At 42.3% G+C, this 13,776-nt stretch carries 11 protein-coding genes and 1 rRNA gene; 9 read left to right on the top strand and 3 right to left on the bottom strand.

Annotated features, from left to right (window positions below; genetic code table 11):
- Positions 1-9: 9 nt before the first annotated feature.
- The 3 genes from LFYK43_RS09520 to LFYK43_RS09510 form a co-directional block, all read right to left on the bottom strand.
- The gene (locus tag LFYK43_RS09520) at positions 10-1,107 is read right to left on the bottom strand and encodes a MucBP domain-containing protein (RefSeq protein WP_124977717.1); all 1,098 of its coding nucleotides are present in this window, start codon (positions 1,105-1,107) and stop codon (positions 10-12) included.
- A gap of 200 nt (positions 1,108-1,307) precedes the next feature.
- Positions 1,308-1,586, bottom strand: coding sequence for a DUF1827 family protein (locus tag LFYK43_RS09515; RefSeq protein ID WP_124977746.1), 279 nt, complete (start codon positions 1,584-1,586; stop codon positions 1,308-1,310).
- Positions 1,587-1,750: 164 nt separating this feature from the next.
- The gene (locus LFYK43_RS09510) at positions 1,751-3,976 is read right to left on the bottom strand and encodes an ATP-dependent Clp protease ATP-binding subunit (RefSeq protein ID WP_124977744.1); all 2,226 of its coding nucleotides are present in this window, start codon (positions 3,974-3,976) and stop codon (positions 1,751-1,753) included.
- A gap of 180 nt (positions 3,977-4,156) precedes the next feature.
- Here LFYK43_RS09510 and ykzS point away from each other — a divergent pair, with 180 nt between their 5' ends.
- The 9 genes from ykzS to LFYK43_RS12740 all read left to right on the top strand — a co-directional run.
- Positions 4,157-4,351: a protein YkzS gene (ykzS, locus tag LFYK43_RS09505; protein ID WP_124977715.1), complete on the top strand. Its 195-nt coding sequence runs from the start codon at positions 4,157-4,159 to the stop codon at positions 4,349-4,351.
- 318 nt (positions 4,352-4,669) lie between these two features.
- The gene (locus LFYK43_RS09500) at positions 4,670-4,936 is read left to right on the top strand and encodes a phosphocarrier protein HPr (RefSeq protein ID WP_124977713.1); all 267 of its coding nucleotides are present in this window, start codon (positions 4,670-4,672) and stop codon (positions 4,934-4,936) included.
- On the top strand, positions 4,936-6,657 hold the full coding sequence (ptsP, locus tag LFYK43_RS09495; protein WP_124977711.1) for a phosphoenolpyruvate--protein phosphotransferase: 1,722 nt from the start codon (positions 4,936-4,938) through the stop codon (positions 6,655-6,657). Before LFYK43_RS09500 ends, ptsP begins: the two co-directional genes overlap by 1 nt.
- A 498-nt stretch (positions 6,658-7,155) precedes the next feature.
- A complete protein-coding gene (locus LFYK43_RS09490) occupies positions 7,156-8,334 on the top strand; it encodes a glycosyltransferase family 4 protein (RefSeq protein WP_124977709.1) in 1,179 nt (392 codons plus the stop codon).
- A 24-nt stretch (positions 8,335-8,358) separates the two neighbouring features.
- A complete protein-coding gene (locus LFYK43_RS09485; RefSeq protein WP_124977707.1) occupies positions 8,359-9,390 on the top strand; it encodes a glycosyltransferase family 4 protein in 1,032 nt (343 codons plus the stop codon).
- Entirely contained in the window at positions 9,383-10,396 is a 1,014-nt protein-coding gene (locus tag LFYK43_RS09480; protein WP_124977706.1) for a lysylphosphatidylglycerol synthase transmembrane domain-containing protein, read from the top strand. Before LFYK43_RS09485 ends, LFYK43_RS09480 begins: the two co-directional genes overlap by 8 nt.
- Positions 10,397-10,595: 199 nt before the next feature.
- Positions 10,596-10,829 (top strand): YkuJ family protein, encoded by a 234-nt coding sequence (locus tag LFYK43_RS09475; protein WP_124977704.1) that lies wholly within the window; start codon positions 10,596-10,598, stop codon positions 10,827-10,829.
- 102 nt (positions 10,830-10,931) lie between these two features.
- Positions 10,932-13,004, top strand: a complete 2,073-nt coding sequence (locus LFYK43_RS09470) for an LTA synthase family protein (protein ID WP_124977702.1) — start codon at positions 10,932-10,934, stop codon at positions 13,002-13,004.
- Positions 13,005-13,668: 664 nt separating this feature from the next.
- Positions 13,669-13,776: ribosomal RNA gene (locus LFYK43_RS12740) — 16S ribosomal RNA — on the top strand; the annotation flags it as partial.

The raw sequence follows: 13,776 nt of genomic DNA, 5'->3' as shown, positions 1-13,776 counted from the left end.
TTTTGTTTGCTAAAAATGGAGATATTCGCCTAAGATCCACTCGGTCTTGTCGATTTGATACCAGTGCATCTGGTCGATATCTTTGCGGGCTGTCACGGTAACTTGAGTTCCATCGCTGATCTCACCGGCTTTTTTACCGCAAGGTGTCCGATAAACATTGACAGTTCTGCCTGGAATAAAGCTGACTGCGGCTGGGACCTCGTGAAGTGTGATCCCCAATAGGGTACCAGTATGATGATCTTCAGCGATCGTTCCTTGCTTTTCATGGAAAAGCTGGGTTGTTTCTCCTTGTTTGGTCCAGGTGTTGCCGCCCAGACAATACCAGAGTGAGTCATCCGTTGTTTTAACGGTTTTAAAGACTTGCCAGCGAGTGTTTTTGGCCAGAGTCAGCTTTAACTTTGTACCATGAGGTTCGCTGTAACATGCGGTAAAGTCGGTCACTAATAAGAGTTGCGGTGTTTCGTCGACCTCTTGCCATAATTTTTTGCGGTATAAATAGGTGACAAACTGCTGCTGTGTAGAATAGCTGCCAGTCACAGGCCCATGAGCTTGAACTAAACGGTAATTTGGGAAACTTGGCGCAGACAATGAGTAGGGTGCATGCAAGCTGCCATGGATGAATTCCGGTTTAGCTAATAAAAACTGCTCATCAATATCCTTAGCTATGACCCAGATCGCTGCTGCAGTACGCTTTTGGTAGCGCAGCTTAACAACGCCATAACGGTCGATGAAGCGTGAGGTGTAGCCATAAAGTTCACTCAGATAGAAGGTCTGAAAGGACTTGAGGTCAAGCTCCACATTTTCTCCGCGATATCCATGGAGAACTTGAGGATCAGTTAAGTAATGGTCATTTTCATCTAAGTACAAAACCAGCAGGGTCGCTGGGATCGGACGGGCACTTAGCAAAGCTGGGGCTTGGCTTTTTTTTGCAGGTTCATTTTTGCTTGCCTCTGCAATTCTCTGGCGTTTAACCAGAGGTGCCTGCGGCTGCTTTTTTTCCCGCGGCTTTTTTGGCTGTGCCGAGTGTTTAGCAGGTTGAGGTTTAAATTCATTTTTTAATGCTTTGAGCCCGCGACGCAAGACTGTCAAGGGAGTTGACCTGGCCATGACTATCACCTCATTTCCTAATATTGTCTGTCTGCTTGTTGTTAATACTATTATTATAACTTAACTATTAGCTTTTTTTAAATCTAATCCTGGATTTTGCGTCAAAATAAGACTCAGCCTGCTGCGCGCATTTTCTGAGCTGAGTCTTTAGTCGAAGCTGAAGTCATGAACATATTTTTGCAAGCAATAAGGAGGAGAGCTTAGTTGATTTGAGCTTCGATCTCAACCAAATTACCAGCATTGGTCACTGATGCCTGTTCTCGCTTTTCACCCAAAAGCTTATCCAGGACAAAATCGACCTCATTTTTGGTCACTGAACGGATCTTGTTTGAAATGACAATTTCGTGCTGCTCATTTTTTTTCTTGTGTACGACCACAGAATTACCCAGGGTATAAACCTTAATATAGTGGACAGAAGAACTGCGTAATTCTTGCCGGATCTCTCGCGCATAGCTGTTAGTGACATCAATTAAATTCAGCATATTCACAACCTCCTCGCTACCTTTATCTGTTTTTATTATAGCTTAAATTTTCTTGGGTAAACAATATTAAGTGCCAATATTTGCGGAAAAATATATAAATTTTGATGAAGTGAACACAAAAATAGCCGACCCGCTATGCGAATCGACTAATTTTGTGGAATTTATTGATCTTGCGAGTCGTCTTTTGCTGGTGCAGCTGCAGTCGACTCTTCATTTTTGGTGATCTTGATCTCACCATTATCGAGCTTGGCTAATAGATTCTTGTTAGCCGGATGGTCCAGATAGTAATCTGCGATCCGGTCTTCGATCTGTTCTTGGATCACCCGCCGTAACGGACGAGCGCCCATTTTTGGATCATAACCAAGGTCGACCAGTTTGTCAGCAACTGGACCAGTGACATGCAGCTGAATATTCTTGGCTGCAAGCATCTGGTTGACATCATCTAACATCAAGGAGACGATCTGGTGCAAGTCTTCCTTAGACAGGGCATTGAATTCAATGATCCCGTCAAACCGGTTCAAGAATTCAGGCTTGAAGTACTTGGAGAGGCTATCCATGATCGAGTTGGTCTTGCCGGAGATCTCAGCACCGAACCCAACTGATGCAACGGAATCACCGCTTCCGGCATTGGATGTCATGATAATGATCGTATCTTTAAAGGAAACAGTCCGACCCTGTGAATCAGTCAAGCGGCCATCATCTAGGATCTGCAAGAACATATGCAAGACATCGGGATGTGCTTTTTCGATCTCATCCAACAAAATCAAACTATACGGCTGGCGCCGAACTTGTTCGGTCAACTGACCAGCTTCTTCATAGCCGACATAGCCTGGCGGTGAACCGATCAGCTTAGAGACTGAGAATTTCTCCATATACTCACTCATATCAAAGCGGATCATGGCATCAGTTGTACCGAAAAGTTCACGAGCTAACTGTTTAGCCGTCTCAGTCTTACCGACACCGGTCGGTCCGACAAAGAGGAAGGAACCGATCGGACGCCCCGACTTGTTAAAACCGACCCGATTACGGCGGATAGCACGTGCAACCTTAGTGACCGCCTGGTCTTGTCCGATGACGTGTTTTTCTAGGGAGTCTGAAAGGTTCTTGAGTTGAGCCTGTTCCTTAGCCTTTAATTCACCGACCGGAATATTGGTTTTGGCTTCAACGATCTTTTCCATGTCTTTTTCTGTGATTTCAGGTGTATCTTCATCTGAGGAAGAGTTGGCCTTCATCTCATTAAACTTGTTAACTTGATCCCTGTAATAAGCGGCTTTTTCGTAATCTTCATCTTTTAAAGCAGTCTGTTTTTCTGCTTCGGCCTGCTTGATCTTTTCGTCCATGACAGCCGGGTCGACTGTTCGGATGGTCAGATTCTTCTTGGAACCAGATTCATCCAAGAGGTCGATCGCCTTATCAGGCAAAAAGCGATCTTGAATATACCGGTCTGACAAAGTGACTGCTGCTTCAAGCGCCTTTGGGGTATATTTAACGTGATGATATGCTTCGTATTTACCGCTGATCCCCTGTAAGATCTTGATCGTCTCGGCAACAGAAGGTTCTTTGACTTCGATCGGCTGCAAGCGTCGAGCTAAAGCAGCGTCTTTTTCAATTGAGCGATATTCGTTCATTGTCGTAGCACCGACAAGCTGCAGTTCACCTCGTGCAAGGGCAGGCTTTAAGACATTGCCCGCATCCATGCCGCCTTCGGCATTTCCGGCACCAACGATTTCATGAATTTCATCGATGAACAGGATCGTATCCTTTTGTTTCTTCAATTCATCCATTAACTGTTTCATCCGCTCTTCGAATTGACCACGGATCCCAGTTCCTTGGACTAAAGAAACAACGTCAAGACGGATCACCTTTTTATTTTGCAGTTTTTGCGGCACGTCATTATCAACGATTTTTTGAGCAAGCCCTTCGACGACAGCTGTTTTACCAACACCAGCTTCACCGATCAAAACAGGGTTGTTCTTGGTCCGGCGGTTCAAAATTTCGATCACGCGCTCGATTTCCCGATCTCTGCCGATAACTGGATCGATCCGGCCATTTGCAGCTTCGTCTGTAAGATCTAAGCCGTATTGACCAAGGATCGTATTACTGCCATTTCCATTATTATTATGACCGCGACCGCCAGCAGCCTGGTTCGGCGGGACACTGCCCGAAGCAGGTCTTTGCTGACCGTTTGACATCGCCCGGAAAAGATCATCCAGGTTGCCGAAACCAAAGGGGTCCTGCATCATTGAACTATTACGACCATTATTACCTGCTTGATCTTTTAGTTTTTGGTAGCAGCTTTGGCACAGATCGATCGAAGTCTGCTTTCCATTAACGCTGGTCGTTAAATGGATAGTTGCTGGATTTTGATGACAATTTTGACATAACATAAATTTGTTCACGACCTTTCGTCAGATCTATTTAAGTTCAAAGTCGATCTTTATTTGACCAACTTTGACCTTTCATGATTTTATTATACAAACTTCTCAGCAAACTGCAAGTGATACGTTTCAAAATTCTCTTGGCTCCATGCTATAATAAACCAAGCTTTGATGAAAAGAGGGATAGCGATGGCAAAAGATTATCATGAATTGCTTGAACAGCTGCGCCACGGCGAGTTGTCTGAACTAGAGATCAGCACGGATGAATTTATGGATTTCCAGAAAGTCTTAATGGAATATTCACATAAAAAGAAGGTTATTGGGACGGCTAAACGCGGCGGCGGGGTCAGTTACCAGTACGCCAGTAATGATCAACCAGACTGATTTTTTTTACAAAAAACGAAGAGGATGTAGTTAAAAAAATATTCATTTTGCAAAACGTAATATGCTGGTCGTGAAAATTTATGAAAATCAGCAAATTATGCAGAGTTTTGGGCTGGCTTTTTAAAGCACCACTCTAGAGCGGTTGGGCAAAACAAACTTGTTTTATCATATAATACATGGTATTATTTTTTTAGCGAGTTTCAACTGTGACGTGTGCTTTGTGGCCATTTTTAAATGTAAACGTGTTCGGTAAATGACCACTTGTTTTCATAGCAGGAACTCAACAAATTTTTATTACTCAAAGGAGAATGGTTTAAAATGGAAAAGAAAGACTTTCACGTAATTGCAGAAACAGGTATTCATGCTCGTCCCGCTACTTTGCTGGTTCAAGCTGCAAGCAAGTTCAACTCAGATATTACATTGGCTTATAACGACAAGTCAGTTAACTTGAAGTCCATCATGGGCGTAATGTCATTGGGTGTTGGCCAAAATGCTGATGTTACGATCACTGCAGAAGGCGCTGATGAAGCTGATGCTATTGCAGCTATCGCTGAGACAATGAAAAAGGAAGGACTTGCTGAATAATGACGAAAATGTTGAAAGGGATCGCAGCCAGTGATGGTATTGCCGCAGCTAAAGCTTATATGCTTGTGCAACCCGATTTATCATTTTCCGAGACAACAATCGATGATGCAGCGGCTGAAATTGAACGGCTAAACGACGCTGTTGCTGCTTCAAAGAAAGATTTAGAGGTCATTAAAAATAAGGCTGCTGAGAATTTGGGCGAGGAAGAAGCCCAAGTTTTTGAGGCACATTTAACCATTCTTTCTGATCCAGAGATGCTCGGTCAAATCAGTGATAAGATCAAGAATGACAAGATGAATGCAGAAGCTGCAGTTAAGGCTGTAACTGATACTTTTATCTCAATGTTTGAAGCAATGACTGATAATGCTTATATGCAAGAACGTGCCGGTGATATCCGCGACGTTACGAAGCGTCTGCAAAGCCACTTGCTTGGTGTTACTTTGCCTAGCCCAGCACTGATCAATGAAGAAGTTGTGATCGTTGCGCACGACTTGACTCCTTCAGATACTGCTCAGCTTGATCGTAAGTACGTGAAGGGCTTTATTACTGATATCGGCGGACGGACTTCACATTCTGCTATCATGTCACGGACATTGGAGATCCCTGCCATCGTTGGTTCTGGTTCTGCAACAAGTGATATTCAAGCAGATCAAACTGTTATTATCGATGGGATCAATGGTGATGCTCTGGTTGACCCAAGTGCAGATGAGTTGAAAGATTATGAGCAAAGAGCTCAGGATTTTGCAGCTCAAAAAGCTGAGTGGGCTCAGTTGAAGAATGAACAATCTGTCACTGCTGATGGTAAGCAGGTCACACTTGGTGCTAACATTGGGACACCTAAAGATGTTGAGGGTGCTACTGATAACGGTGCAGAAGCTGTTGGCTTATTCCGTTCTGAATTCTTGTACATGGATGCTTCTGAATTGCCATCTGAAGATGACCAGTTTGAAGCATACAAGCAAGCCGTTGAAGGTATGAACGGCAAACAAGTCGTTGTTCGGACAATGGACATCGGCGGTGATAAAGAATTACCATATCTGCCATTGCCTGATGAACAAAACCCATTCTTGGGTTATCGTGCGATCCGGATCTCTTTGGATCGGCAGGATATCTTCCGGACACAGTTACGTGCCTTGTTGCGGGCTTCCGCCTATGGTCGTTTGGCTATCATGTTCCCAATGATCGCTACTGTTAAAGAATTCAAGGATGCCAAGGCAATTTTTGAAGAAGAAAAAGCTAAATTAGTTGCTGATGGAGTCAAAGTTTCAGATGATATCGAAGTCGGAATGATGATGGAGATCCCAGCTGCTGCAATGATTGCTGACAAGTTAGCTAAATATGCTGATTTCTTCAGTATTGGCACCAACGATTTGATTCAATACTCGATGGCTGCCGATCGCGGCAACGAACGAGTATCTTACTTGTATCAACCATACAATCCTTCTTTACTGCGCTTGATCAAGAACATTATTGATTCATCGCATAAAGAAGGCAAGTGGACTGGGATGTGCGGCGAAATGGCCGGCGATCAAATCGCTGTTCCGCTGTTGGCTGGTTTAGGCTTGGATGAATTTTCAATGAGCGCAACTTCGATCTTGAAGACACGCAGCTTGCTGAAGAAACTTGATACTACTAAGATGAAAGAATTAGCTGATAAAGCAGTTAGTGAATGCGAAACAACAGAAGAAGTTGTTAAGCTGGTTCACGAATATACTGATTAAGCAGCTGCATTCTTAACCCGGTCCTTCTCAGAAGGCCGGGTTTTTTTTATCCAAATTTAAAACTGGGTTAGAAATTTGGGCCGGCAGCAGAAGTTAAGAATTTGTTCCTTTGTTTGTAAAAATCTTAAGCCTGTCTGCCACTTTAGTCGTTGTGAAAACTTCAATGTATAATTGTGCTTGGTGGTTTGACCGTTGAGTCAACAATCAAGGGAAGTTTGTTGAGGGATGAAGCAAGCAAATTTGCAATTTATACTATATGTTGTATAATATTGTCAAATAATAAATTAGCTTGGAAAATTTGCTTTGGGTGCTAGTAGTATCCTTGCTAGTGTTGAGGAAATATTGGCAGCTGCTGCGTTGACTTAACTATGCGCCAGGCTGGCCTTTGGAAGTTAGCCAAGCGATGTTTTAGTTGTGTGCTGCTAGTCTTTGGTTGCTTAAATTTCCAGAAAACCATATAATGAAACATGTTTATTATTCAAACTAAGGGGGTTCACCGTGAATATAGGTATATTTACAGATACATATTATCCGCAAGTCAGTGGTGTCGCAACTTCGATCAAGACGCTGCGCGAACAGCTGGAAATTCTTGGGCATAATGTGTATATTTTTACGACGACAGACCCTAATGTAGAAAAAAATGTCTTCGAAAGAAATGTGTTTCGTTTTACCAGTGTGCCATTCGTTTCTTTTACGGATCGCAGGATCGCCGTGCGTGGACTGTTTCAAGCTTATCAGATCGCTAAAGAACTGAATTTGGATGTCGTGCATACCCAGACTGAGTTTTCAATGGGGCTGATCGGCAAGTTTGTGGCAAAAAATCTCAAGATTCCTTGCGTGCATACCTACCATACGATGTATGAAGATTATCTGCACTATGTTTTAAAGGGAAAAGTTTTACGGCCGGCTCATGTGGAAAAATTGAGCCGTACCTTTTGTGAACACCTGTCAGGGATCGTCGCACCCAGCGTCAGGGTATTGGATACGCTGACCAATTATCGGGTCACCGCACCAATTGAGGTAATCCCAACGGGAGTCGATCTGCATAAATTTGAAGGAAAGCCCGACCCGTATCTGCGCGAAAAATATGGAGTGAGTCAAGACACGCCATTACTTTTGACAGTCAGCCGTTTGGCCTATGAAAAAGATATTGACCGCTTGATCAATGCTTTCCCAATTATTCAAAAGCAGGTCCCGGAGGTAAAATTGATGATCTGTGGAGATGGTCCCGCCAAGGATGACTTAGTTGCACAGGTCAAGCAGCTTAAGCTGTCTGATGACGTGATTTTTACGGGCGAGATCGATCATGATGAAGTTCCCGCATATTATCATATGGCAGATTTGTTTGTCTCAACTTCGATTTCTGAATCGCAAGGGTTGACTTTCATTGAAGCCTTGGCAGCTGGACTCAAGGTTGTTGCTGCAAGCGGGCCTTATACTGATCAGTTACTGGACAATAAAAACTTGGGCGCCACCTTTGAAACACCGGTCCAGTTTACGCAGAAGGTCATCGAATATTTGCAGGAACCAGCAAAATATACTGACCTGTCTTATCGCGACCAAAAACTTGCCAGCATTTCGGCAGAAAATTTTGGGGAACAGATCGTCCAGTTCTATCTGGAGAGTATTGAGCTTTATGCTGAAACTAGAGCCGATCATTCGCGTGAAAGTATTTAGAAATTTGTCTAGGAGTGTTCTGTCATGTTAACGATTCGGATGTACTCATCTGCAAGTAAAGTAGCTGGCCAAGGTGTTGGCAGTGCGTATGCTGAACTGATCTCTTTGCTGGAGAAACATTATCCGGCTAAAGTTAATTTGATCGTCAATCGTTTTGGAGGGGCTGATATTAGCCACTACCATACGATCGACCCGCAGTTTTATTTATCTACTTTTCTGCCCAGCAGCGGCAGAAAGATCGGCTACGTGCATTTCTTGCCGGAAACAATGAAGGGTAGTCTGCAGCTGCCGCCGTTGATCTCGAAGCTGTTCAATAAATACCTGATTTCCTTTTATAAACGGATGGATGCACTAGTGGTGGTCAATCCATCGTTTATTCCTAAGCTGGAAGCATATGGGATCCCCGGAAGTAAGATCACATATATTCCGAACTTTGTTTCCAAAAAAGAATTTTATTCATTGCCTCTTGAGCAAAAGCCTGCGCTCAAGCAGAAATACGGCTTAGATCCGCAGAAGTTTACGATCATTGGGGTTGGTCAAGTTCAAGAGCGTAAAGGGGTCTTTGACTTCATTGAGCTGGCTAAAGCAATGCCCGAGTTTCAATTTGTCTGGGTCGGAGGCTTTTCTTTCGGCAAGATGACTGATGGCTATAGCAAACTTAAAAAGATCGTTGACGATCCGCCGCAAAATCTCAGTTTCCCTGGTATCGTGCCCCGGCAAAAAATGAATGAGTATTACAATTTAGCCGATCTCTTCTTATTGCCATCGTATAATGAACTGTTTCCGATGAGTGTCTTAGAAGCATTTAGTTGTGGGCTGCCTGTGGTCTTGCGTGATCTAGATCTGTATCATTCGATTTTAACCGGTTATTATCAACCAGCTAAAGACCGTGAGCAAATGCAAGTGATCCTCAAGGATCTCCAGGAGAATCCTCCAGCCTTAGAAAAGCTGCGGGCCAAGGCTAATGAAGCCGCTCAATACTATAACGAGGACCATTTGGCAGAAGTTTGGAAAGAATACTACCAGGAACAATCAAGGTTGGGGAAAAATGAATAGAAAAAACAAGTGGAGTTTGTTTGCCATTGTTTGTATCGGCTTAGCAATCTTCGCGTATTCTCTTAAAGATATCCCTTTTCATGTTATCAGAAATGAAGTCGCTGAACTAAAGTGGGGCTGGTTAGCAGCGGCTTTTTTGTGTATGGTCATCTCATTACTTTTTGAGGGACTGGTTGTTTATGTTCTGTTGCATAAGCAAAAGCCAAGCTTTAACTTTCGGGCAGCGTTGCGCGTGCCGTTGATCGAGCAGCTTTTTAATGGGATCACGCCATTTCAAAGCGGCGGCCAGCCGGCACAGCTTTTTGCTTTATTGCAGTCTGGAATCGATGTTGGGCGGGCAAGTTCGAGCATGCTGATGAAATTTGTTGTTTATCAGGCGATGATCGTTGTTTGCTTCGTGATCAGCCTGCTGGCACAGTTTCATTTTTTGGCGGCTAAATTGCACGCTTTGGCACTGTTGGTAATTTTTGGCTTTTTAGTGCATTTCTTTGTGATCACCGGCTTGTTGTTGATCATGTACTGGCATTCGCTGACTAAAAAGCTGGTCAATTTTGGACTCTGGCCGGTGAAGCGCTGGGGGAAAAAGGCGACTTATGAACACTACCAGACCGTTGCTGATGAAAAAATCGACAACTTTTATCAAGAAAGTCTGCGCTTGAAAAAAGACCCGCGGCTTTTGATCAAGATTGGTTTATTGACCCTGTGCCAACTGTTTTTCTACTATGTCATTCCGTATTTTATCCTCTTGGCATTGCATGTTTCGCGCCCCAATATCTTTTTGGTCTTAGGCATGCATATCTTGATCGTTATGATCATTTCACTCTTTCCGTTACCAGGGGGGATGGGTGGTGCGGAATTTAGTTTTTCCGTTATTTTCTCAACCTTTCTTACACAAAACAGCAAGGTCGTCTTTGCCATGGTTTTGTGGCGCTTGATCACCTATTACTTTGGGATGGCTTTGGGCATGGGTGCCTTAGCGGTCAAACCGCAGCAAAAAAAACGGTAGGCGGCGCTGAGGCTAGTTAATTTCGTAAACACTTATTAAATATCAGTTAAAACTGACACCTCAGCGAGTCAATTTAATGATTTGAATTTTATTTTAGGCAAAAAAATGGTATTATCATTTTTGTATGTAAAAGGTGGTAAGTGTTAGTCCTTTAGTTGGGGGGCACTTGCAAATCTTTCAGTTAGAAAAGGGGTTAGTCATGGAAAATTCTCAATTAGTTGCGATCATTTCTCGTTTAGATGCAATGATCAAAAGTGCCGAAGATGAAGTAGTGTCACGACGTTTTGAAAAGGAAGGCGAAGAACGCGGAGTAGTTACTTATGACCCGCAGACTGAAGCTTTCGAATTAGAAGAAATTGGCTCACAGCAAAAATTTCAATTTGATAATATCGATCTTGCCGCAATCGAAATCTATGACCTGCTTGATTATTAATTATTAAGTTAAACTGAAGATGTTCTATTTTCAGTTTTTCTTTTTTTATTTGCACTTTATACTTGTTAGCAGGCAAGTTTGAATTATGGAGGAATTGTAAAGATGAGTTCGTTTATTAAAAAAACACGCCAGGTGTTGAGCTCCAGGTCAGGTTTCTTTATTTTAGTACTTTTTTTGTTTTGGTTAAAAACTTACATTGTTTACCAGAATAATTTTACCCTGGGCGTTAACAATAACGTGCAGCGCTTTTTACTCTTTGTTAATCCGTTGCCGTTTGGACTGCTGCTTTTAGGGTTAGGTCTTTATTTCGGGGGGAGAAAGTCATATTGGATCGAAGTCATTATTTCCCTCCTGCAATCTGTCTGGTTGTTTGCTAATACCTTGTATTACCGGGAATTTTCAGACTTCTTGTCAGTTGGGATCATCAAATCATCAAGTTCAGTTTCAAATAACCTGGGACTTAGTGTTTTAGAAATTATTCATCCGACAGACTTTTTAGTATTTTTGGATGTTTTAGTCTTGATGTTGCTTCTTTCTTTGAAGGTGATCCAACCAGACTTAAGTCGTCCTAAACGACGTTATGGGGTTATTATCTCTGTCTTAGCGGTAGTTTTATTCGCGGGCAACTTGGGCTTAGCTGAAAAAGACCGTTCGCAATTGCTGACTCGGACGTTTGATAACAATTACATCGTTAAATACTTAGGACTTGATTTTTTTGCGGGATATTCTGCATATCAATCTCATCAGCAAACTGCTACCAGAGAAAACGCTCGTGCCAGTGATGTCGAAAAAGTTTTGGATTATGTCAATAAAAACCGGTCCGAACCGAATATTTCGTATTATGGTAAGGCAAAGGGCAAAAATGTTTTTATTCTCCATTTAGAGAGTTTCCAGCAATTTTTAATTAACTATAAGTCAGATGGGCAGGAAGTAACGCCTAACATCAATCGTTTTTATGCCGATCAGCATACCTTATCTTTTGACAACTTCTTTAACCAGGTTGGACAGGGGAAGACGTCTGATGCAGAAATGATGCTTGAAAATTCCTTGTATGGTTTACCATCAGGCTCTGGCATGACTTCTTACGGCGCTTCCAATACTTTTCAGGCGTTGCCAGCGATCCTTGACCAGAAGGGCTACTCTACTGCTTCATTCCATGGTGATGTCGGCAGTTTCTGGAATCGGGATAACACCTATAAGTCATGGGGCTACCAGTACTTCTTCGATGAACCCTATTACAAGACTAAGAGCAATTACAGTATCGGCTACGGCTTGAAAGATAAGATCTTCTTCCAACAATCGGTGAAATACTTGGAACAGTTGCCGCAGCCTTTCTATGCTAAGATGATCACACTCACCAATCATTACCCCTATGAGCTGGATAAGGACAACCAGTCGATCGCCAAAACCAAAACCGGTGACAAAACAGTTGACGGCTACGTGCAGACTGCTCGTTACCTTGACCAAGCCTTTGGTGAATTCATGAATTATCTTAAGAAGTCTGGTTTATATGATAAGTCTGTTATTGTGGCATACGGCGATCATTATGGTATTTCTGAGAATCATCCGAAAGCTTTAGCTAAACTTTTGGGTAAAAAGTCTGTCACTAAATATGACTTGGCGATGCTGCAGAAGGTCCCATTCATGATCCATAGTGATAATTTACAGGGCGGGATCAATCACACCTACGGGGGCGAGATCGATGTTATGCCGACCTTGATGGACCTGCTGGGTATCCAAAATACTGATACTATTCAGCTGGGCAATGATCTCTTATCGACCAACCGCAACCAGACAGTTCCATTTAGAAATGGTGATTTCGTTTCTCCTGATCTTAGCAAGATCGGCAGCAAAGTCTACGATAATCAGGGTAATATAGTTAATACTAAAAAACTGACTGCTCAGCAAAAGGAGATCTTAAAAGATCAACAGGAGCATACGGATAAATCATTATCGTTGTCCGATAAGATCGTCACGGGAGATCTGTTACGTTTCCATACACTACAAGACTTTACTAAAGTGGATAAGTCTCAGTATAAGTATAAGTACTCATACGGTATCAAGGCTTTAAAGCAAGCGCAAAAGAAGAAGAAGACCAGCGTGATTGAACAAAATGGCGGGAAGTCGACCCAAGATCTTTATCAAACGGATGCACCTGAATTAAAAGATAAATAACCAAGCAACGACCTTCGCATTTTGGAGGTCGTTTTTTGGTTGTGATGGTATTAGTTTGCCAACATAAAGAATGCAATGGTTTCAGGCGGGCGAATGCAGAAAATAACAACTTCTTGCGGGTAAAGAAGATGTTGCTTGTTTTCGACTTAAAGGCGAACATTGACAAAATAATTTGCCAATTAATGGTGTAAAGCTTAACTTTTAGACTCGTATGCAAAAATTAATTCACATTTTGAAAATAAGGCAACTAAATTAAAAAAAGTTATTGACGGTCCTTATAATTGTTGCTATGATAGTATTTGTCGCTGAGATGACAACAAAAACTATTTGTTTCATTTAAATTTTTTGTTGACAAAGTAGTGATCGGTGCTGTACAATAATTAAGTTGTCTTTTGAGACTAAATCGGATCTTGATAAATGAATATTAAGAACTGATTTACATTTTACAAGACAGCGTAAATAACTTCTAATTTAAAGTAAAATAAACGCTTGACGGTCAGAAGTTAGCGTGATATAATAATTTTTGTTGTGAAACACCAAGTAGATCTTTGAAAACTGAACAAAGTTTCGACAAATCAAATGTGTGAGGTCGCTTACCGAATGGTAAGTGCAAACAACATTTGCGAAGTCAATTCGCTAGTAAAATTTATGAGTCACAAACTTTTAAAATGAGAGTTTGATCCTGGCTCAGGACGAACGCTGGCGGCGTGCCTAATACATGCAAGTCGAACGCAATCTGTTAACAATGAGTGCGTGCACTCAGCGTTAACAG

The organism is Ligilactobacillus salitolerans, from assembly GCF_003864415.1.
GTDB classification, from domain to species: Bacteria; Bacillota; Bacilli; order Lactobacillales; family Lactobacillaceae; genus Ligilactobacillus; species Ligilactobacillus salitolerans.
Note: the sequence above shows the minus strand (reverse complement) of the source record. Positions and strands in the feature narration are given on the sequence as shown.